Below are 20,254 nucleotides of genomic sequence, written 5' to 3'. Positions count from 1 at the left end.
TTGGACAACGGTTGAGACGGGGCGACTCGTCGGGAGGAGAAAACATGGACAAACAAGATCGGTTAAACTTTAAGCTGGGGGCCAAGCAACAGGTTACCACCAACTTTAAATTCTATTTGCTATTATCAATTTTATGGTTAGCACTGCAGTGGATTGGCGGGAGCATGTATGCCCGTGACATGAACTGGGTAGCGCGTATCAACGAAGGAAACGGGATGGGTCTCAATGGTTTCTTCTCGTTTGCGGGCTTATTCTTTTTCGTTGCCGCCATGCTGCGGATGGGAGCCCGGTTGACCATGATCGATTTGGATCGGGGCAAAGCAACCTTGGATAATCCGATTCAACGCAGTTTTGCGCTGTTCGACAAGGGTCAATATTTCTTAGGCTGGATCTTCATCAGCATTTTAGTCGGGATCTTCACCTTCCTGTGGGCGTTACTGCTGGTATTCCCCGGCATCATCAAGGCCTACGCGTATTCCCAAGCCTTCTACATTTACCGTGACGCATACGACCGGGGCGAGCAAATGTCGGCGCTCCAAGCGATTACGGCATCACGTCGACTGATGGACGGTAACAAGTCCTTTCTGTTCATTATGGACTTAAGCTACATTCTCTGGTTCTTGCTGGTCTCCATCACGTTCAATATCGCCGGGCTGTTCGTCTACCCATACTACGATATGGCCCGGGCCAAATTCTACAACCAGCTGGTGGTTCGCCAACAGGACCAACCAGGTGCTACGCAATTTACCGACGATTCTCAATCCGAGGACTAGCTAAGTTGGTTGCTGGTCATACGGGTCGTTGGTGGCGCCTTACCGGGCAAGCCAAATAGACCGTGACGCTGTGGGCGGACGCCGGAAGCCAAAGGGCGGTCTTCCGGCTTACTTTGAGCCTCGAAGAGCGAGTCTCAAAGATACCAATTCTCTAGCCGGCTTGCGCCGCCAAGAGAATTCCCACGGCTGAGTCTATTTGGCCCGTCCTCACGGCTAACGGTAGTGTGACGGGCAGCAGCCAGGTTTAGCTGGTCTGCGGTGTGGTTAGGGCGTTGGCTGAAACTGTATAAATGACAAGGAGACTTCTACGGAGGCCTCCTTTTTTATTGGTATGGGTGGTACCCAGTGGTCACGTAAACTCGGAGACACAAGCAAAAACGGCGAGATCGTTACACTGATTTGGCAAGTCCTGTCTTTGCGCCAGTGTCAGTGAAGCCGGAGGTTGCCAAGTACGACGCCTGTGTCGGTGGTGTTAGCCGATGGTTCTTCGGCTTACAGCACGGGACGAGCTTTCAGACACTGATCTTTGGTGGCTGAAAGTCGAGCTCGGAGACCGTTTCTCAGGCTCCGGGCGGTCCCCACAGGCAGGAAGTGCTTGGCTACCGCAGGCGAAACGAAAAGCAAGGCGTAAAGAAAAAAGGACTTGCCAAATCGAGTGTACTAGGTATAATAGTACACACAGGACACGTGGCACACACCAAGGGGTGAGAGAAACATGCAAACAAACGATTCAAGCCTACCCTACTACGAACAGCTAGTTCTCCGGGTAAAACAGCAGATTGTCCAAGGCATTTTGCAACCGGGCGACCGCTTACCATCCGTACGGGACATGGCGCGGCAGGAACAGCTGAACCCGAATACGGTCAGCAAGGCGTATAAGCAGTTGGAAAGTCAGCAGGTCATCACCACCGTTCACGGCAAGGGCACGTACGTCCGCGAGACCACGACGGCGGCCGGCGATTCGGCGCAGGTCGTGGCAAGTAAGAAGCAATTAATGACATTACTCACAGAAATTCGGTATTTAGGGGTCCCACTCGATGAGGTTGTGAGTTGGATCAAGGCGGCATATGAGGGGGCAGAACAATGACCTTGGAAGTGAAAGGGTTAAGCAAAAAGATTAATGGGCGCACCATTATCGACGATATTAGTTTCAAATGGGCGCCGGGTGAAATCATTGGGCTCGTTGGTCGAAATGGTGTGGGGAAGACCACCCTGTTTCGGACGATGATGAACCATTATGTGCCGGACCACGGCGAAGTAGTGGTGGATGATCAGAACTTGGCCCAGACCTCCGTTAAGCAGCGGGAAGTCTTCTTTCTGGATACGCAATACAATTTTTTAAGCAATTATAGTTTAAAGGAATTACCAGACTTCTTCGGCATCGTCTATCCGGAATTTGACCGGCAACGGTACACGGCGCTCCTGAACCAGTTTGACCTAAACGCGGGGAGTCAATATCGGCGGTTATCCAAGGGGATGCGGGCGCTAGTCAACGTGATTCTTGCGCTGACCTCTAACGCGACCTACCTGATTTTGGACGAACCCTTTGATGGGCTTGACGTTATCGTGCGCGAAAATATTGCGACGATGGTGATTGACGAGGTGGCTGAACAACAAAAGGGCTTTCTGATCTCTTCTCACGATTTGAATGAATTAGATGGGTTGAGCGACCGGGTCTTACTGCTGAAGGAAAGCAAGCTGGCCCATGATTACAACCTGGAAGACGTCCGGGCATCGGCGAAGAAGATTCAGCTGGTCCTGCGAGACAAGACGATTCCAGCAGTTCTAAAGGATCACAGCCAGTTGATCCGTGTTTCCGGCCGGGTATTGGTTGTGGTCATCACGGATTACACGGACGCTATCGACCAGCAATTGCGGGCCCTAGATCCCGTGTTGCTTGAAGAATTACCGTTGACGTTGGAAGACCTGTTCCGGGCAAACTTGGCCCACGATACAGGTTATCAACTGCTGAAATAGGGGGCGGAGACTTTGCAAAAACAATTAAATAAGTTAATCTGGCGGCGTCACCGGCGGCTATTTGGGCTCATTGGCGGGCTATCCTTACTGGTGGCCTTATCCAACGTGGTCGTCGTGTTGCATACTTTGAGTAATGAGAACAACGTGCACGAATTGGTCAGCAACAAGATCAACCAGTGGCAGATCTACGATACCAATGAATTTTCCGCTTATTCTTTTTGGCTCTACTTTGCCTTCTGGATGTTAGGGTTTGTTCTCATGAATACCGACCTGAAGGACAATTTTAACCAATTCTTATTCAGCAGTGGTTTTACCCGGCGACGGGTCTATTGGACCAAGCTGGGGATGGGCTTAGGGGCTGCAATTGTCGTGGCTGCCTTGACGATAGCTTTTCAGTGTGGTATTTTTTGGGTCAGTCTCCCGGCAAGCGTGGGATTTCATTTAGCCTGGCCGGGGCTACTGACCTCGTGGGCGTCCGGCTTGGCCGGCTCCATTGGGTTCTTCGCCATTTGCTGGTTTGCCGCGTTGATCATTGGGCAAACGGGTGCCTTGGCGATTACCGTGATTGGTTTTTCATTATCGTTAACGGGCGTCATGAATATTGTCGAAAGTATTTTCGGCAAAGCGGGTATGGGTCTCAACGGCACACAATTTTCGTGGTTGTGGGCCGGTATCTCACTGGTCGCAGCCCTGATTTTGTTCGTCTGGGGCGCCTACCTGTATCCACGACTGTCACTGGAACACAACGGCGAGTACCTACTCTTCCCGGGGTTGAAAGTGCCAGTATACATTGTGTTCGTCGTGTACGTGACCTTCCTAAATGCTTGGAACGCAGCCGACGGGACTTCCGCCGTGATTGCCTTCCTGGTCTCGGTCGCCTTCGGTTATTTCTGGCTTTGGCGGCCCAGCATCATGGAAAAGTGGCACGAACGACGGTCTAGAAGTTAAGGCTAGAGAGTGAGTCGGAGTAGGCAATTAAACAAGTCATATCAGTGATTACCTGCTTGGGGAAGTTGGGTGGTTGCCAAGGGGAACCGCAAGACGTTGGGGAACGTGGTGCGGTCAAAAAGACGCGGTATCTGTCATTAATTGGCAGGTATCGCGTCTTTTGTGTTGGAAAAATCAGTTAGGCTTGGTGCAGGTACCATTGATAAATGTCGTTCGCTGCGGCTACGGCGAGGTAACGCAGGTGAATCGACTGATTCTTGTTGCCGTGGCGCACGTTGATGGTCAGGTGCGCGAGGTGAGTGCGTTTCATCCAAATGGACCGTTTCAACTTCATGGACTGAATCTTATCGACCGGCACGTAGTAGACCTCGCGGGTCCAAAAGTTCCCTGTCTGTAAGGCCAGCAACGTTGGGGTGATGAGTTTGCCCCCGGTATTGCGTGCGGCGTAGCGCCCCTGCGTGGCAGCGATGGGCAGCAGAATCAGGCCGACCCAGCCCCAACTGGGAAACAGCCACCAGAGCAGGGCCACCGGGGCGGCCACGATGAGCAGAGCATTACGAATTTGATACCAACTCCGGGGAACGGTCAGCTGGCTGAGGTCGGGCCGTTGGGCGGGCAGCCAGTCAATGAACGGGTGCATGACCGTGTAGACGGCCGGCGTCGGAATGACCGGCATCACAACTAGGTCGTTATCATCGTCATCACTCGCGGCCTTGGAGGCAATCAGAATCTGGACCGTTTGGAGATGGAGCCACTGCCGCAAAATATTTTGCTTGATGCGAACGGCCTGTAATCGATTGAGTGGCGCGGTGATGGTGTTGCGTTGAAATAGTCCCTTGGCCGTAATCAAGTTGTCGTCTCGGCGCGTGAGTTCGAAGTGGTAGTAGCGGGTCAGCGTCCAGAGAAAGGCGCCCAGCCAGGCGACAACGATGATGACCAGAGCACCGCCAATCAACAGCGCCAAGGCCAAGTGACTCGCATCCGCAATCAGGTGATCGGATAGAGACCGGGGAACCTTGTTGTAGAGCCCCAGCAGTACCAGCAGAAACGGAATGAAGATGAGCGATGTGAGCCCAAATTTGATCAAATCCCCGTTGTTGATCTGGTAGTGTAAATCTGTTGTAGCGCTAGGTGCTTCCGTGGTTGACGTTGCCTCGCTGGTCGCTGAGGCGTCAGTGATTGGTGCCAGATTGGCTTGCCGACGACGTTCAATCTCAACGGCCACACTGGTTGGAACCGCGGCCAGTCGAGCTTCAGGTGCCTTGTCCTCGTGGCTAGCAGTTTCAATCAGGACTTCTTCCAACTTGAACGGTTTCAGGTAAAACCACTGCTTGCTCTGGACCGTTTGAATCCGGGAATAGGGGATGTGCTCATGGTGCCGGACGAAGACGCCGGAATGAATGATGACGGCATCCGGGTCGACCACGTAGGTCAGGGTCAGCCATTTGGCAAGCGGATCGATGATAAAGGCCATGACCAGCAACGTGATGATGGCCCAAAACCAGATGGAATCCGTCTCACGCTGGGTGAACAACAGAATAATTAAATACCAATAATCCTTAAATGATTTCGCAATATGTTGGAGCAGGCCCAACGGATGGGTGCGCTTAGGCTTGGTCATGGCGGGCCTCCTGCGCCAACCGCATGATTTGTTCACGGAGACGCTCAGCTTCTGGTAGTTCTAGGCCCTCGATGTCGTGGCTGGTGGCGGCCGTGGCGATGGAGACCTTGGTTAATTTCTGCCACTGTAGTAAGGGACCGGCATTTAGCGTGACGTTCTGCACCCGCGCAATGGGGATGGCGACCCGCTTCTGAAAAATGAAGCCGGCCTGCATTTCCACGGCCAGGTCGGTGATCTGGTAGCGGGTAAAGCGGTAACGGTAGGGAATCAAGCCCGTTTCAATCGTGGGCTCGATGACGGTTAGGATTAAGAAGAAAATGACCAGCCAAAGGGGCCAGTCCCAGAATTTGTAGGCGAGCCAGATCAGGCCGTCGAGGACCAGTAAGGCGAGTAGGCTGCCGAGGGCGCTAAAGCCCCAGATACGCTTGATGCGGGGTGGTAATTGATGGGTCTGTGGTTGTTCCATGTGTGTGACTCCTCCCTGTGATAATTCCAGTGTATCAAGCCAACGCATAGTTGACAACCTTGACCGAAATGGTTTGGAAATATCCGGCAAAATGGATGGATTTAGGGGTAAATATTTTGACGTGATGGACGCGTTAGCGCTTAAAAATTAATGCAACAGCGACAGAGACTACGTCTGTCGGGCATCAACCGGTTAACGTTACCTGAATTTGTGAAAATGACGATTGACGAGTCATTTTCAAGTCCGTATAATAGCTAGCAACAACCAAATAGTCCTTTTAACTTAGTCCCGTGAGGCTAACAAAGGTCCGGTAGAATTCACTATTTTAAGCAAAATTGTGAGCTAGCGGCCTGACTCCTTGCGGGATCCGGCCGCTTTTTTCATGGCCGGCTGGTTGAAATGAAAACATTGGAGGAATTTTTTCATGGCACAGATTTATGTTGCAAGTCCGTTTTTTAGTCCCGAACAGGTGGATCGGGTCAAACGCCTAGAAGCCGCTTTAGCTGCTAATCCGACGGTGACTGATTACTACTCACCCCGGTTACACCAGGATGCCGCCAACGAACAGTTCACGAAACCGTGGGCCACGGAAATTTTCCACCGGGACATGGGCCAAATCGAAGCCGCAGACGTTATCGTGACGGTGATCGACTTTGAAGCCAAGAACTTAGACTCCGGCACGGCCTACGAGTTGGGTGTGGCCACGATGAGTAAGAAGCCCATCCTGGCCTTACAGGAAAAGGATGAAGCGGTCAACTTGATGATTACCGAGAGCATGCACTGGTACACCAAGAACGTGGATGATTTTAAGAGCTATGACTTTAACAAAATGGCCAAGGGCGAGTTCGTCGGCGAAATCCTTTAAACCAATTTGACTGGTCGTTGAGGTCGCGTCCGGGATGGGGCAAATGAGACCGGGACGCTGTGGGCGCGCGCCTGGAGCCGAAGAGCGGTCTCCAGGCTTACTTTGAGCATCGAAAGTCGAGTCTCAAAGATAGCAGTTACCTAAGCGAGGGACCCGCTAAGGTAACTCCTACGGCTGGGCTCATTTTCACCAGTCCTGCGACTAAAACTGTCTGAGACCCGCAATTTGATTTAAGGATTGTGTCTGATTGGCCAGGGTTGTACAAGGTTTTTTAGCTGGTATGTAGTTTGATTTTAAACTGGCTCTGCAGCTAAGCTTATTTGAATACATCTATTTGGATAGTGGTTTAATTTACTAAGCGTCATTATGGATAAAAATTAAAAATATTGGTGTGGCAAAGTCGGAGCCTTCAGATGATCTGGTGGCTTAATCATTGCTAGTCACCAATCACTTGCGGGTTTCACCTGAGCCAAACCAAGCGAAAGGTGAGAAACCATGGCACAAGAGGTTAAAACAGTTGCTAGCACCCAGAAGACGCCCAGTTTTGGGCGGGTCGAGGCCATTTCCTTGGCTCATCGGCGGATGTCTAATTGGGATCTATTTGCGACTTGGATTGGCGCTAACGCCAATAACGGAACGTGGTACATCGGTGGGGTCATCGCGGCCTGTGGCTTTGTCACGGCATCGACGACTCTGGTGATTGTTGGCCTGATTTCCTATGCCCTGCTGGCGGTTGCCAGTTACATGGGGTATCGCACCGGCGTACCAGCCATGGCGCTCACTCGCGCTTCATTTGGTTTACGGGGGAGTCTGATTCCCTCCGCAATTAATGTGATTCAATTCATCGGCTGGGCGGCTGTGAACACGTTTATCGCCGCCACGTCGATCAGCTATATTTTTGGCGAGCTCTTTGGCTGGCCCCTTTACGGCAAGCCAGGCGGGACCTTTGGCCTGATTGTCGGCATTCTAATCATGAGTGTGCTGCATTTATTAAGTATTTCCTTGGGCGCGCGGTCGGTTCAATTGATTGAACGGGTCGGCATCGTCCTGGTCGTGATCTTTGTATTGTGGGAATCCGTCGTGGTTTTTCGGACGGTCTCTTTTCACGAAATCTTGGCGTGGCAAGCGCCGACGAGTCTCCGGATGTCTTCGGGGATGGCGGCCGATACGTTAGCCGCCTTCAACTTGGCGTGGGTCACGGCGGCCTCGGACTTTAGCCGTTTCACGGCCAAGAAGTCTGCGGCAACCACGGCGTCATTTCTGGGGGCTAACGTGGGGCTCTTCTGGTTTGCCTTCATTGGCTTATTTGCCACGATTGGCACGGCGGTTTCGCTAAACCATTTCGACCCCAATAATTCGGACCCTAGTACGGTTGCGGCTAAACTAGGACTGGGCGTGATTGCCCTGTTGGTCATCGTGCTCACGAGTACCACGGCCAATGCCGTCAATTTAATGTCGGCGGGCTCGGCCCTGACCAACATGACGCACCGCCTGTCGCTGAACGTGAGCCTGTGGTTGGTGACGATTGCGGCCACGTTAGTCACGTTCATTCCGGTGTACCTGGCCAGCTTCCTGGATGTGTTCGAGACCTTCTTAGATGGTATCGGCATGTTCCTCGGGCCAGAAATTGCCGTATTCTTAGTGGATTATTTCTTCTTGAAACGCAAGGACTACCGCTTAGGTGAGTTCACCAAGATTCGGGGCGCTTACTGGTATGCCCATGGGGTGAACTGGGTGGCAGTTGCTAGTTGGGTGCTCGGCGTGGTCGCGTACTGGGGCTTGAAACAGGTGCCAGTGATTGCGACGACGGTCGGGGCCACGTTCCTGGCAATGGCCATCACGGCGGTCATCTACTGGGTTGGCATGCGACTAACTCAGAAACAATCGATTCACGCGTAAACGTCACAGCCTAGTGGTGGGGCAGTGCCTCACAAACGGTGAACTAGGTCGGTCAAACAACTAAAATAACGTCCACCAGTCCTTTGCTGGTGGGCGTTTTGTCGTGGGTTAGTAAATGTCCGACTAACAGAAAACGCCTCATCCAAATTGCCCTTAAGGCAGGTGGATGAGGCGCTTTTAATCGTTGCTGATTAGTAATATTGAAGGTGTTATATCAATCTGAAGGGACGGTACAAGTCAACCAATTTCAGTGACCAGAGGCGGATCAAGGTGACCAGCTGTGTCGCTGGTCTTGGCTGGGTACCAGCCTAGACCAGGGGGCGACCTTTGAGACCGGTTTTAGGGCTCAAAGTCGAGGTGGAAGACCGGTTTTCAGTCTGGAACCGACCCCATAGCAGGGCACCTTGACTCCGCCGTCGGGAACGACCAACGACCTGGGTTGCGTTGTACCGTCTATTTGACAAGCCAGCCGCTGATGGAGGGCCAACTCTCTTGGTTGATAATCAAGCGTGGCGTTTCGTTCAGATTGGTCTGGCTGGAAACGATGCCGGAATCCAAGGTAGCGACCCAGTCCAAATCTTGTTGGGCGAGGAAGTTGTTGATCTGGCGCGTCCCACCACCATAAGGGTAGGCAAAGGACGTGGCCGTTACGCCGGTGTGTTCCTTCAGTTCCGTGACCGAAGTGGCAAAGTCCTTTTGGAATTTACCAAACGTATGGGGTTCCAGGAAAACCGGTTGCATCTTGCTGTCTAAATAGTGCATGTTGTGGGTGTGTAACCCCAGGGTCATCAGGTGCCCGGCTTCGTCTTGGGCGCCCTTGATCTGAGACCAGGTGGCCATTTGACTGCCTTCTCGGTAGCGGCCGGTGTTCCCCGTGATCACGAAGGTCGTGAACGGAAAATTGTAGTGGCGCATCACGGGGATGGCGTTGTCAATCACACTGCGGTCGATATCATCGAAGGTCAGGACCACGTATTTCCCCTTGATGGGGCGGTGTGACTGTATCATCCGGGTCATGGTCGAGGCCGAGATGACCTTGATGTGATGCTTCTTTAAGAAGGCCATCTGCTTGGCAAACGCACTCGCAGGCACGTTGAATTCATGCAGTTGCGAGTTGTTAGACAGCTTTTGGGCGATTTCTGTGGACATCGAATCCTTTAAGACCCGGTGATAACAGAAGACCATGATGCCGTCTTTCATTTTTTCATAGCGAGCAGGTAGGGCGTAGCTTTCTTCTGTTTCGTGTTGCTTGGCGGCTTGGCGGTCATAGGTCCAGCCCAGGGTGAAAACCAGGGTCAGGAGCAAGACGACCAGTAGGCCTTGGCGAATGTGACGACTCATGAACGGGCCTCCTTCGTCAGTTGATGCCACCGCCAACCGCAGTACACGGGGACGATGAGCAGTAGAATACCAATCAGAATCAAGAGATTATTGTTGGCGTGGGGCTGTAGGTTGAGCACCAGGTACAGGCTGACTAAGCCATCGCTGTACCATCCCAGGCTAAAGCTGATGTTGGCAAAAACGACCAGGGCCACGAAGACCCACAGGACAATTAAAAGGATGGCCCGGACGATGCGACTAGTGCGGCTCGTTTTGTGCCGAATAACTGGATCAAAATTTTGTAATTTCATGTTTATAACCCCCGATCTGGACTACGCCAGGTCCCTTTGCGTTGTGGACTGACGAAGTAAGATGCGATAGCGGACAGGCAACTGACCAGATTGACCATCCAGTAGTAGAGCACGTAGATGGGGACTAGCAGAAGTTCCGGGCCGGCGAGCTTCGCGGTCATTTGGGAAGCCAGAAAGCCGACGGTAAATTGAATACCGCTCAGGCACAACAGAATGATCAGCAAGTTGCCATCTAGTGATAAATCGTGCAAGAACACCAACTTGATGCTGTAGATCAGGACGCTGAGTGCCGTGGAAATGGCCCACAGGTTGCTGACAACGGTCTCTAATAGCAGGAAACGTTGGCCCCAAGGATTACGGTAAAAGCCGCGCCAGTTAGTTACCAGAACTTCCAAACCACCCCGTGACCACCGCTGGCGTTGCTTTAATAATCCCCGTAAACGTTCGGGAACCAGAATCCAGCACATGGCGCGTGGTTCGTAGGCAACGCGCCAGTGGTGACGGTACATCCGCCAGGTGATATCAATATCTTCAGTCATGACGGCCGGATTCCAGCCACCTACATCTTCTAAGGCCGCGCGGCGAAAGGCCACGATGACCCCAGAAACGGTGGTAATCGAGCCGGTCAGGTAGGCCTGGGCCTTCTTGATGAGGTCGATCACCCCGATGTATTCCAATAGTTGGAGGCGACTCAGTAAGTTGGAGCGATTACGAACGACGGGCTTCCCGGTCACGGCACCGTAATCGGGCTGTGAGGTCAGCGTGGTCATCAGTTGCGTGACGGCGTCGGGTGCCAGTAAACTATCGGCATCGATGCCGATGATGTAGTCGCCTTTAGCGGCTTTAAGCCCTTCGTTTAGGGCGTTTGCCTTGCCTTGATTGACGGGTAAAGCCACAATAGTGATGGCGATGTTGGACCATTGGGCTTTGAGTTCTGACATAATGCTTAGCGTATTATCACTGCTACAATCGTCAATGAGTACCAGCTCGTATCGTTCATAGTTTAATTCTGCTAAAGAACGGACGGCGGCGTGTAGAGTCTCCGCTTCGTTGTGGGATGGGACTAGGATCGACACGAAAGGTGCCGTCTTCTCGTTTAAGAGAGTTCGGGACTGACGTCGGCGAAATAGTCCCGAAAACAGACAACCCGTGATCCAAATGATGGAAACAAAGATTGGATACCCGATCACGAAAGCGGCATTTAGCTTGTTAAACCACATAACTTATTATTCTCCCCTAGAATTTAACCTTATTAATTAGCGGCTATCAGCATACCACAGCTAGGGATTGAAAATAAAGGTTAAAATGAAAAATGACGAAATCCTAACATTTCATAAATTAAATTTTGAAAGCTACCGGTTGCGAGCGGTACTGAACACTAGTTACTGGTCGCCGTGGTAAAATATAGAAGAAAGTGAAAGAGAAAGGGTGAGCAAAATGATGCAGGAAATGCCAATTTTACCCTTAGTTGAACGGCTGACTGAGGGGGAGAGCGTGACGTTGTCCACGGATAAGGGGCAAGACGTCCACGTTTCACCAGAAGTCGTTGCCGGTCAACTCACAGGAAACTTTGTGAGCACAATTCTCCCGGGGATTCGTTATGACGATGCCCGTATTATTCTAAAAGAAACTTTAGCGAAATTTGATGAACAGGGCGTCACTGTGACCAGTATCGATTAGATTTACCCGTGATTGCCCCTGAGTCGGTGGGAAACTATTCCCGTGGCTCAGGGGCTTTCGCCATATTATGTAAGAGGGGGGAGAGCGCGTTGAAAATTGATTTTGCCATTTTAAATGATCGCGCTATTTTAAAAATTCGGTTACTGACATTTATTCGGGATCACCATGGGTCCTTTAGCCTCACAGACTTTGCGACGCTGGTTGACCTGAGCTATTCGCGGGCCTACCACGTGGTCTTGAGCTTGCGGGAAGACTTAAAGGCTTTGGATCAAACGGCGGTGTTGACGAAAGATACGTTGACGACAACGGTCAGCATGGATACCTATCGTCACTGGTTGTATCAACAGAGTTTGCCCTACCAGGCCTTGTTGGCAACCCTCAGGCAACCGGACCTGTCGCTACAAGCCTTTTGTCAGGAACATGGTGTCAGTTCATCAACCTTTAACCGGCAAATGCGGCCGCTGCGTGATGAACTGGCGCAGTATAATTTGCAGATGGCGGTCAAGCCAATGGGGATGACTGGCAATGAGGCGTTGATTCAACTGTTTTATTTCATGGTGCTGACGTCAACGTTGACCCCCATGACGGAGTTGCCCGTGTTGTCTGAGGACCTGCAGCCGTTGGGGACGGCCGTTGCCCGGACTTACACGACGTTGGGACTGTATCAGGACTCGCCCAGTTTACAACGACGGCGGGAGCTGATGATCACCGTTGCGCTGCTGCGGTTAGGGCAGGGACACCGTTACCGAAAACTACGCCTGCCACTGGGCCACCTGACGGACTTGCGGCCACTGGCGGAACTCTTTCAGGAAAGACTGGGGGACACACCGCTACAGGCCTTAACCGAGTTGGCAACGCTAGATTATTTGTTGACCAGTTCGCCTTACTTCGTGCGGGCTTTGCGACCGGCTGCGTTGGCCCGGCTTTATCGGGGCCTCCAGCAAAGTCACGGGGATTATCAGTTAGCACCCGGGATTGCGACGCTGGCTGATTTTGCGACTGGGAAAAATTGGTTCGCCAATTGGCTGTTCTCGCTGTGTCAATTCATGTTGCTGTTCCGCGTTGACCCGTTGCTACGGCCGGAAATCACCGCGCTGTATCAGCCAACACCGACCTCAACGGCTGCGGCCCGCGAAATTGCCAAGGAAATGGGCAAGCTCTATCCCGGGCAGGTTGGCCCAATGGATCTGCGGCTGGTGCAAAAGTTTTTGAGCAAGTACACGAACGGCCTGACCCTGACGGCCGCCAAGGTGGAAATTCTGGTGACCTACGACATGATTGGTGTGACCACCGACATCTTTAACCGCTTGTTGAGTGGGGTAGTGCACCTGAGCTTGTTAACGAACGAGACGCGAATCGACCCGGATGACCGGGACAAATACCTGGTCGTCTATGGCGTTGATCCGCTGGCCCGGGAATTTGCTGAACAACACCAGGTGGAGGTGTTCCACTGGGTGAAGGAGCTGGCTTATGGGGAGAACTTGGACCGGTTGATTCGGAAGCTGCGGCACCACGAGCTGTCTCTCTTCGCCCTCAACTTCGACAACCGCCCGCAATGACTGGGGGTGCGCTGTATTCGCCTCCGGGCTGGTGAAAACTGGGCCTGGTCGCGTCCGTTCCCGGCGGCACGCTCAAGGTGCCCTGCTGTGGGGTCGGCTCCAGCCGAAGGGCGGGCTTCCACCTCAACTTTGAGCCAAAGGTCGGTCTCAAAGGTTGCCCCGTGGGCTAGGCTGGAACAAAATTCCAGCCAAGACCACCGACACAGCCGGGCACCTTGGCGCGCCTCTGGTCACTCCCACGACCGGCCCAGTTTTCCCAGCCCTGCGGCTGACATCGACTGAACCCGGTCATTGTGCGGTGAGTGACTCTTTGATGGTTGAGTTTGAGTTGGTATGGGGTGTTTATAACACACGATTAATATTGGCAATCTCAGTATCTTTTTACAATTTGACCTATTTTGCTACTTTAATGAGAGTAAATTGATTTAAGACGCCAATCTGTGGGTAACTAATTAGTGGGCTAGTGGCAATGATCGTGCCGTTTAATCCTATCGACTGAGAGGGATTTTACGCATGCAACTGAATTTACCTAAACTAAGGACCTTGGCGCAAAACCAGGTCCTTTTGTTGTGCCATTTTATATGGCTGAAACGTGGGACAACAGGCAGCTGGTTCCGCTTAAACCTGATAACCAAACAATTCGAAACCAGGATTATTTGGTTATCAGCCTTAATGCTCGCCAGCTAACCGCCTGTTGTTCCACTCTTATTTGCGTCGTATCAGAATTCGGTGAAATGCGGTAGAATAGGAGTCAATTAGTAACGGGAGGTGGCGCCATGACGCCAGCAGCATTTAGTACGGGACGGGTTCAGGTCAACAAAACCATCGATGAGCTTCGACGGATGGGGAAGGCGGCTCGGATGCAGGTACCGTTTGAACAGTTAGGGTCCTACACCCCAACGGACCGGGATAGCAATCAGATGATGGACCGCGTTCGTCAGCTTTTGATTCCGGAACTCTTACCGGAACGGACGCAGCGGATGGGGGCCTCAGCGTTTGCCTTTTTCCGGGGCACGGCCGAATTGATGGAAGCCGATTTGAGTGCCCAGCCGGACTCGACGATTGCGACCTTTATTTGTGGGGATGCACACATCGGGAACTTCGGGTTTTATGCGTCCCCGGAACGGCGATTGTTATTTGATTTGAACGATTTCGACGAAGCGGGCATTAATCCGTGGGAGTGGGATCTGAAACGCCTGCTGGTGAGTGTGTTACTGGCGGGGCAAGCCAACGCGTTTAAAGATAAAAAATTGAAGCAACTCTTGCCGATGGTGGCGGCTAGTTATCGCAAGAGCATCAAGCAGATGTTTGAGCAGACCACGCTGAACCGGTTCTATCCCATGAATGAAGTGGAAAAGCTGGTACAGGCGAGTGCGTTGGACGAGGACAGTTCCAAACTGCTGACGTCCATCGTGGGCCGCGCCAACAAGCGGGACTCCGAGCAAGTGGTTCGCAAGTTTACGACGCTCGACGTGCGGGGCAACCTGTGTTTCCGGGAAAATGCGCCGCGAACGACCCACGTGGCTGATGATTTTACGAGTCATATCGCGGCTTACTTCTCCGCTTACCGGCAAACGTTGCGGCCCGACGTGAACCTCTTATTGTCGCAGTATCACATCACGGATGTGGTCCGGCACAGTGTCGGCGTCGGCAGTTTTGGTTCGCGGTGTTACTTGGTCTTGTTGACCAGTATTGACGGTTCACACCTGGTTCTCCAAGTTAAAGAAGCCTTGCCAACGCGACGTCAAGGAAGTCAGCAGGCGACACGAATCACGGTGGCCTTGGAACAGACGGAAGGCGAACGAATCGTGGATTGCCAAAAGATTTTACAGTCCGCTTCCGACCCATTCTTGGGGTATTTCGCCGGCGCCGAACAGAGCTTCTACGTGCGGCAGTTCCGGGACATGAAGGAATCTATCGACTTAACGCAGCTAGACTGGGACCAATTCCAAACGTACGCCAACACCTGTGCCTGGACATTAGCCATCGCACACTGTCAAAGCCCAACCGCAGCCATGATCCGCGGCTACCTGGGTAACGGCAAACTGTTCGACGAGTCCCTGGCTGATTTCGCCTGGGCATACGCGGAACAAGTCCAAAAGGATTACCAATCTTTCGTCAGTTACCGCCTGGCATAATCGTCCACCACACCTCTGTGGTGCGTGGTATAATGTAAGCGGATACATTACTGATATGCTTGCATCTAACTGCGTTGGGAGTTCCACGATTTTAGGAGGCTTTCCCAATCAACGGTCACAGGCTTATCGGTAAATGAGCCATTTGATAGGGATAATGGGTGGCCAATGTCAGTGACCAGAGGTGGCCCAAGCCAGTCAGCTGTGTCGGTGGTCTTAACTGAGTGTTTTTCTCAGTTTAGAGCACGGGACGATCTTTGAGACCGGGTTTCAGGCTCAAAGTCGAGATGGAAGACCGGTTTTGGGGCTGGAATCGTTCCCCACAGCAGGCAGGCTTGAGGCCACCGCCGGGAACGAAAATTAGCACCTATTATAGCCATCAAGTGCGGGGAAGGAAGTGGGGAGTATGGCGAATCAGGAACAGCTGCAGCAGCTAACGCAAATCTACAGCCTAGTCACGCAATGCTACAATCAACCGCTAACGGGACTGGCAGTGAATCTGCCGCAGTGTCAGTTGATGAGTTACGTGGCGGCCGAGCATTTGTCCGTGGCCCAGGTGGCTCAGAAATTAGGTTTCTCGGCTACCCGCACGTCGAATTTGGTGGTCGATCTGTGTAAGCGCGGCTATTTGAAACAGCGGGTGGCGCCGAATGATCGGCGTCGGCGGTACCTGGGCCTGACCAAGTTGGGGGAAGAGAAGCTCACACTGATTGAGCAGCAGTTGCCTGAGATTCTCGACCAAACGTTGACGGAATTACGCGGCACCACGCGTGAATTTGGCTAATTTACATAAAGAAAAATCGGTAGACCCACGTGGGCTTACCGATTTTTTGGTTGTTCATGAAGTTGTTGCGCCTGGCGATGGGTCCAGCTGTCTGCCAGCAAGCCGCTGAGCATAACGACGAGTAAGCCACCGGCACCGAGTCCGGCGAGGCCAACGACGACCGGGCTTAATTGCCAAGTGAGGAGGGCGGCCAATCCGGCTAATACCAGAATGGCAATAAAGATTGGCGCAAGAATTTCAATAAATACTTTGGTATTTGACATCAAGGTCACCACTTTCTGAAAATTTCTTTGAAAGATTATTATCGACCAAGACTCGTGAAAACACAAGAAAATTTGGTATTTTTGGGATTATTAATTTAATGGGTAATATAAAATTAAAGTTAGGTTCGATTAAAAAAGGCTTTACAATCACTGACCAGCCAGTATAATAGTGGGATATCATAGAGATAGGGGAGTTGAAAAACATGACAGACAACGTTTCAACGAAGACCAGCTTGACTGGTTACGCGAACGGCCCGTCACTACAAGAAATTAATGGTACTGTGACGATTCCAAAGGAAAAAGGTTTCTTAAAGAACTTATTGGCCTTCTCTGGACCGGGTGCACTGGTTGCCGTGGGTTACATGGATCCGGGGAACTGGGTAACGTCAATCGGCGGGGGTGCCCAGTACGGTTACCTGTTAATGTCCGTCATCTTGATTTCGAGTTTAATCGCGATGCTATTGCAATACATGGCGGCTAAACTGGGCATTGTGACACAGATGGACTTGGCCCAAGCCACACGGGCCCACACCACGAAACGCATCGGTGCCGTTCTGTGGGTCATGACGGAATTAGCGATTATGGCAACGGATATTGCGGAAGTTATCGGGGGCGCAATCGCCTTGCAACTGTTGTTTGGGGTTCCTCTGATTCTTGGGGTCTCCTTGACCGTCTTTGACGTTTTATTACTATTGTTACTAACGAAACTGGGTTTCCGTAAAATTGAAGCCATCGTCTTGTGCTTGATCACGGTGATCCTAGTGGTCTTCGCCTACGAAGTCATCATTGCGCAACCGAACATGGGCGCAGCCGTTGCCAACTTCATTCCGCGGCCAGAAATTGTGCATCCTGGACAATTAACCATGGCCTTGGGAATTGTGGGGGCAACCGTGATGCCACATAACCTGTATTTACACTCTTCAATTTCACAGACCCGGAAGTTTGACCGGGAAGATCCGGCTGAAATGGCACGGGCCGTGAAATTCACGACTTGGGATTCTAACATTCAATTGTTTGGCGCATTTGTGATCAACTGTCTGTTACTTTTGCTGGGGGCAGCGATGTTCTTCGGCAAGGGCACGGAACAGTTGGGGACGTTCGGTAACTTGTACGCGGCTTTACAGGATAACCACTTGGCAGGTGCCGTGGCGTCACCCGTCCTATCCACGCTGTTTGCCGTTGCCTTACTGGCTTCTGGGCAAAACTCAACGATTACGGGAACTTTGACGGGACAAGTTATTATGGAAGGTTTCATCAATATGAAGATTCCGTTGTGGGTCCGGCGACTGGTTACCCGGTTGATTTCCGTGGTACCGGTGATTATCGCGACCGTCTTCTACGGGGGAAGCGAACGCGCATTGGATAATTTGCTGGTGAATTCACAGGTCTTCCTGTCGATTGCCCTGCCATTCTCCATGATTCCGTTGACCATCTTTACCTCCTCCAAGAAGATCATGGGGGAACAGTGGGTCAATAAGCGCTGGGTGACGGTACTGGCATGGACTTGTACCATTGTCTTAACGATTCTTAACGTTCAGATTGTGCTGACCACGATTAAAGACTTATTTTAGAGTGTTGTTAGTGCCTAGCGGGTAAAACCGCAGCCGTCTATTGACTTTTCGGTGCGCGCCCGGTATCATCAAGGGCATAAGCTAAGAAACAGTTCAGTAGTGAGGGCGGCTCCGGTCAAGAGATCTGACGGTGCTGAGAGTCAGAACGTCCGTGTTCACGAATTACACTGTGGAGCGGCCGGATTTTCCGGCGGGTCATTCCGTTAACGATGGCGAGCGGTTGTCAATTGACAACAACTTGGGTGGTAACGCGGATTTTAATTCGTCCCTGATGGCATTAGCCATTGGGGACTTTTTTATGTTGTAGCTAATTTAGGAGGAACGAAATATGTCGATTATTGATGAATTGAAATGGCGCGGCGCCATTAACCAACAGACGGATGAAACGGGTTTAGGCGACTTGGTCAACGAAAAGGCCGTTGGGCTGTACGCAGGGATTGATCCAACTGGGGACTCCATGCACATTGGTCACCTGATTCCCTTCATGATTTTGAAACGATTCCAATTAGCCGGTCACCGGCCATACATCGTGATTGGTGGGGCCACCGGGTCAATCGGTGATCCTTCAGGTAAGAAGGCTGAACGGGTCTTGCAAACCATGGACCAAGTTCGTCACAACCAAGACTGCTTAACGAAGCAGATGGAACACCTCTTTGGTCAAGACGGCTCTTTCAAAATTGTGAACAACTACGACTGGCTCTCAAAGGTTTCCCTGTTAGACTTCTTACGTGATTATGGGAAGTTGTTTAACGTGAATAACATGTTGAACAAGGAAGTTGTCGCTTCACGGCTAGAAGTCGGGATTTCTTACACGGAATTCACTTACCAAATCTTGCAATCCATCGATTTCCTTCATTTATACCAAGCAGAAGATGTTCAATTGCAAATTGGTGGGGCTGACCAATGGGGGAACATCACGGCCGGCATCGACCTCATCCATAAGCAAGAGGGTGCGGACGCCAAGGCTTACGGTTTAACTATCCCCTTGTTATTGAAGGCCGATGGCACCAAGTTCGGGAAGTCTGAAGGTGGCAACATCTGGTTAGACCCAGAAAAGACCTCACCTTACGAATTCTACCAATTCTGGATCAACACGGATGACCGGGACGTTGTGAAGTTCTTGAAGTACTTTACGTTCCTGAGCCAAGATGAAATCAAAGAACTGGAAGACGCGGTTGCCACGCATCCAGAAAAGCGTTTGGCCCAAACTCGCCTGGCTGAAGAAGTCACGGCGTTTGTTCATGGTGACGACGCGGTTGCAGAAGCGCAACACATTACCAAGGCCCTCTTCTCCGGGGATGTTGCTGACCTGACGGCTAGTGAAATCGAACAGGGTTTCAAGAAGATGCCTTCCGTTATGGTTAACGCTGATCAGAAGAACATCGTTGAATGGTTAGTTGATGACACAAAGATTGAATCCTCTCGGCGTCAAGCACGAGAAGACTTAACTAACGGTGCCATTCGCATCAATGGTGAAAAGGTCACGGCAACGGATATCGATATTGATCCAACCAGTGCGTTTGATGGTAAGTTTGTCATCGTTCGTCGGGGTAAAAAGCGTTACTTCTTAGTCCGGGTTGAAGCCTAATTGCTAAAATAATGAAGCACGTGCAGGCCATTGGCTAGCGCGTGCTTTTTTTGTCGTCAAAATAAAGACGAACGGTTATTGGATAAAAAACAGGAAACACACGGCCGTCAGGTAACTATTCGGAAGCTTTCAATCATAAGATATGCCTTTGAAAAAAGATTGTTTTATTTTCAGTTTTTAGTTGACGGGGTGGGCTGTGGTTGGTATAGTTATATACGTTGTCACGGCGATTAACCAACTAGACCAATTCGAAAGATTGAAAATAGTTGTTGACAAGCATGACGACAAAATGATATATTAATTAAGTTGCTTCGTTGGAAGCGGCCATCAATGAGGAACGTTGTTAAATCAAACTTCTTGTTGACATCAAATCAGTTAAATGATATGATGATTAAGTCGTCTACGAGAGTAGACAACTGGTAGACCTTTGAAAACTGAACATTGTTTCGACAAACCAAATATGTGTAGGGCGGTTTGATACTTGGTATCAAACC

18 protein-coding genes and 1 other annotated feature are annotated in these 20,254 nt (G+C 51.3%); of the genes, 12 read left to right on the top strand and 6 right to left on the bottom strand.

Annotation, left to right across the window (positions count from 1 at the left end; all coding sequences use genetic code 11):
- Positions 1 to 44 precede the first annotated feature (44 nt).
- The 4 genes from JUF22_RS13000 to JUF22_RS12985 all read left to right on the top strand — a co-directional run bounded on the left by JUF22_RS13000 (position 45) and on the right by JUF22_RS12985 (position 3,698).
- The gene (locus JUF22_RS13000) at positions 45 to 773 is read left to right on the top strand and encodes a DUF975 family protein (RefSeq protein ID WP_203647000.1); all 729 of its coding nucleotides are present in this window, start codon (positions 45 to 47) and stop codon (positions 771 to 773) included.
- Between the two features lie 715 nt (positions 774 to 1,488).
- Entirely contained in the window at positions 1,489 to 1,860 is a 372-nt protein-coding gene (locus JUF22_RS12995; RefSeq protein ID WP_125764762.1) for a GntR family transcriptional regulator, read from the top strand.
- Complete coding sequence (locus JUF22_RS12990; RefSeq protein ID WP_203646998.1) at positions 1,857 to 2,750, top strand: ATP-binding cassette domain-containing protein; 894 nt, start codon at positions 1,857 to 1,859, stop codon at positions 2,748 to 2,750. Before JUF22_RS12995 ends, JUF22_RS12990 begins: the two co-directional genes overlap by 4 nt.
- A 12-nt stretch (positions 2,751 to 2,762) precedes the next feature.
- Positions 2,763 to 3,698: an ABC transporter permease gene (locus JUF22_RS12985; RefSeq protein ID WP_203646996.1), complete on the top strand. Its 936-nt coding sequence runs from the start codon at positions 2,763 to 2,765 to the stop codon at positions 3,696 to 3,698.
- A gap of 178 nt (positions 3,699 to 3,876) precedes the next feature.
- On the opposite strand, the gene JUF22_RS12980 is transcribed toward JUF22_RS12985, so the two are convergent.
- Positions 3,877 to 5,319 carry a PH domain-containing protein gene (locus JUF22_RS12980; protein WP_203646994.1) on the bottom strand — a complete coding sequence of 481 codons (1,443 nt, stop codon included), beginning with the start codon at positions 5,317 to 5,319 and terminating at the stop codon, positions 3,877 to 3,879.
- The gene (locus tag JUF22_RS12975) at positions 5,306 to 5,785 is read right to left on the bottom strand and encodes a PH domain-containing protein (RefSeq protein WP_203646986.1); all 480 of its coding nucleotides are present in this window, start codon (positions 5,783 to 5,785) and stop codon (positions 5,306 to 5,308) included. Before JUF22_RS12975 ends, JUF22_RS12980 begins: the two co-directional genes overlap by 14 nt.
- Positions 5,786 to 6,209: 424 nt before the next feature.
- On the opposite strand from JUF22_RS12975, the gene JUF22_RS12970 reads away from it, so the two are divergent.
- Entirely contained in the window at positions 6,210 to 6,650 is a 441-nt protein-coding gene (locus tag JUF22_RS12970; RefSeq protein WP_203639060.1) for a nucleoside 2-deoxyribosyltransferase, read from the top strand.
- A gap of 495 nt (positions 6,651 to 7,145) precedes the next feature.
- Positions 7,146 to 8,549, top strand: coding sequence for a cytosine permease (locus JUF22_RS12965; protein WP_203646979.1), 1,404 nt, complete (start codon positions 7,146 to 7,148; stop codon positions 8,547 to 8,549).
- A gap of 453 nt (positions 8,550 to 9,002) precedes the next feature.
- On the opposite strand, the gene JUF22_RS12960 is transcribed toward JUF22_RS12965, so the two are convergent.
- Genes JUF22_RS12960 through JUF22_RS12950 form a run of 3 tightly spaced genes read right to left on the bottom strand, consistent with a single transcriptional unit; the run spans position 9,003 to position 11,400 of the window.
- Entirely contained in the window at positions 9,003 to 9,890 is an 888-nt protein-coding gene (locus tag JUF22_RS12960) for a polysaccharide deacetylase family protein (protein WP_203646977.1), read from the bottom strand.
- Entirely contained in the window at positions 9,887 to 10,180 is a 294-nt protein-coding gene (locus JUF22_RS12955) for a hypothetical protein (RefSeq protein ID WP_203646968.1), read from the bottom strand. Before JUF22_RS12955 ends, JUF22_RS12960 begins: the two co-directional genes overlap by 4 nt.
- Before the next feature lie 2 nt (positions 10,181 to 10,182).
- Positions 10,183 to 11,400, bottom strand: a complete 1,218-nt coding sequence (locus JUF22_RS12950) for a glycosyltransferase family 2 protein (protein WP_203646966.1) — start codon at positions 11,398 to 11,400, stop codon at positions 10,183 to 10,185.
- Between the two features lie 217 nt (positions 11,401 to 11,617).
- On the opposite strand from JUF22_RS12950, the gene JUF22_RS12945 reads away from it, so the two are divergent.
- From JUF22_RS12945 to JUF22_RS12930, 4 genes are all read left to right on the top strand, one after another.
- Positions 11,618 to 11,860 carry a hypothetical protein gene (locus tag JUF22_RS12945; protein ID WP_203647024.1) on the top strand — a complete coding sequence of 81 codons (243 nt, stop codon included), beginning with the start codon at positions 11,618 to 11,620 and terminating at the stop codon, positions 11,858 to 11,860.
- Positions 11,861 to 11,949: 89 nt separating this feature from the next.
- Positions 11,950 to 13,419, top strand: coding sequence for a helix-turn-helix domain-containing protein (locus tag JUF22_RS12940; protein WP_203646958.1), 1,470 nt, complete (start codon positions 11,950 to 11,952; stop codon positions 13,417 to 13,419).
- Positions 13,420 to 14,195: 776 nt separating this feature from the next.
- A complete protein-coding gene (locus tag JUF22_RS12935; RefSeq protein WP_203646956.1) occupies positions 14,196 to 15,557 on the top strand; it encodes a DUF2252 domain-containing protein in 1,362 nt (453 codons plus the stop codon).
- Positions 15,558 to 15,960: 403 nt separating this feature from the next.
- Positions 15,961 to 16,338, top strand: coding sequence for a MarR family winged helix-turn-helix transcriptional regulator (locus JUF22_RS12930; RefSeq protein ID WP_203646954.1), 378 nt, complete (start codon positions 15,961 to 15,963; stop codon positions 16,336 to 16,338).
- A gap of 35 nt (positions 16,339 to 16,373) precedes the next feature.
- Here the strand turns inward: JUF22_RS12930 and JUF22_RS12925 are convergent, their stop codons facing one another.
- Complete coding sequence (locus tag JUF22_RS12925; protein WP_203646952.1) at positions 16,374 to 16,601, bottom strand: hypothetical protein; 228 nt, start codon at positions 16,599 to 16,601, stop codon at positions 16,374 to 16,376.
- A 203-nt stretch (positions 16,602 to 16,804) separates the two neighbouring features.
- Between JUF22_RS12925 and JUF22_RS12920 the strand changes: the two genes are divergently transcribed.
- Both JUF22_RS12920 and tyrS read left to right on the top strand, forming a co-directional pair.
- A complete protein-coding gene (locus tag JUF22_RS12920; protein WP_203646950.1) occupies positions 16,805 to 18,172 on the top strand; it encodes an Nramp family divalent metal transporter in 1,368 nt (455 codons plus the stop codon).
- A 74-nt stretch (positions 18,173 to 18,246) separates the two neighbouring features.
- Positions 18,247 to 18,445 (top strand) — a binding site (T-box leader).
- A gap of 55 nt (positions 18,446 to 18,500) precedes the next feature.
- Entirely contained in the window at positions 18,501 to 19,760 is a 1,260-nt protein-coding gene (gene tyrS / locus JUF22_RS12915; RefSeq protein WP_203646943.1) for a tyrosine--tRNA ligase, read from the top strand.
- Positions 19,761 to 20,254: the final 494 nt, after the last annotated feature.

Source organism: Levilactobacillus lanxiensis, from assembly GCF_016861655.1.
Lineage (GTDB): Bacteria > Bacillota > Bacilli > Lactobacillales > Lactobacillaceae > Levilactobacillus > Levilactobacillus lanxiensis.
The sequence above is the reverse complement of the archived record's forward strand: the minus strand, read 5'-3'. Positions and strand labels throughout refer to the sequence as shown.

Excerpts from the sequence above, each read along its gene's own strand:
- tyrS (WP_203646943.1), top strand. The coding sequence starts at position 18,501 with ATGTCGATTATTGATGAATTGAAATGGCGCGGCGCCATTAACCAACAG.
- JUF22_RS12965 (WP_203646979.1), top strand. The coding sequence starts at position 7,146 with ATGGCACAAGAGGTTAAAACAGTTGCTAGCACCCAGAAGACGCCCAGT.
- JUF22_RS12970 (WP_203639060.1), top strand. The coding sequence starts at position 6,210 with ATGGCACAGATTTATGTTGCAAGTCCGTTTTTTAGTCCCGAACAGGTG.
- JUF22_RS12995 (WP_125764762.1), top strand. The coding sequence starts at position 1,489 with ATGCAAACAAACGATTCAAGCCTACCCTACTACGAACAGCTAGTTCTC.
- JUF22_RS12975 (WP_203646986.1), bottom strand. The coding sequence starts at position 5,785 with ATGGAACAACCACAGACCCATCAATTACCACCCCGCATCAAGCGTATC.
- JUF22_RS12980 (WP_203646994.1), bottom strand. The coding sequence starts at position 5,319 with ATGACCAAGCCTAAGCGCACCCATCCGTTGGGCCTGCTCCAACATATT.
- JUF22_RS12920 (WP_203646950.1), top strand. The coding sequence starts at position 16,805 with ATGACAGACAACGTTTCAACGAAGACCAGCTTGACTGGTTACGCGAAC.
- JUF22_RS12925 (WP_203646952.1), bottom strand. The coding sequence starts at position 16,601 with ATGTCAAATACCAAAGTATTTATTGAAATTCTTGCGCCAATCTTTATT.
- JUF22_RS12955 (WP_203646968.1), bottom strand. The coding sequence starts at position 10,180 with ATGAAATTACAAAATTTTGATCCAGTTATTCGGCACAAAACGAGCCGC.
- JUF22_RS12945 (WP_203647024.1), top strand. The coding sequence starts at position 11,618 with ATGATGCAGGAAATGCCAATTTTACCCTTAGTTGAACGGCTGACTGAG.
- JUF22_RS12990 (WP_203646998.1), top strand. The coding sequence starts at position 1,857 with ATGACCTTGGAAGTGAAAGGGTTAAGCAAAAAGATTAATGGGCGCACC.
- JUF22_RS12930 (WP_203646954.1), top strand. The coding sequence starts at position 15,961 with ATGGCGAATCAGGAACAGCTGCAGCAGCTAACGCAAATCTACAGCCTA.
- JUF22_RS12950 (WP_203646966.1), bottom strand. The coding sequence starts at position 11,400 with ATGTGGTTTAACAAGCTAAATGCCGCTTTCGTGATCGGGTATCCAATC.
- JUF22_RS12935 (WP_203646956.1), top strand. The coding sequence starts at position 14,196 with ATGACGCCAGCAGCATTTAGTACGGGACGGGTTCAGGTCAACAAAACC.
- JUF22_RS12960 (WP_203646977.1), bottom strand. The coding sequence starts at position 9,890 with ATGAGTCGTCACATTCGCCAAGGCCTACTGGTCGTCTTGCTCCTGACC.
- JUF22_RS13000 (WP_203647000.1), top strand. The coding sequence starts at position 45 with ATGGACAAACAAGATCGGTTAAACTTTAAGCTGGGGGCCAAGCAACAG.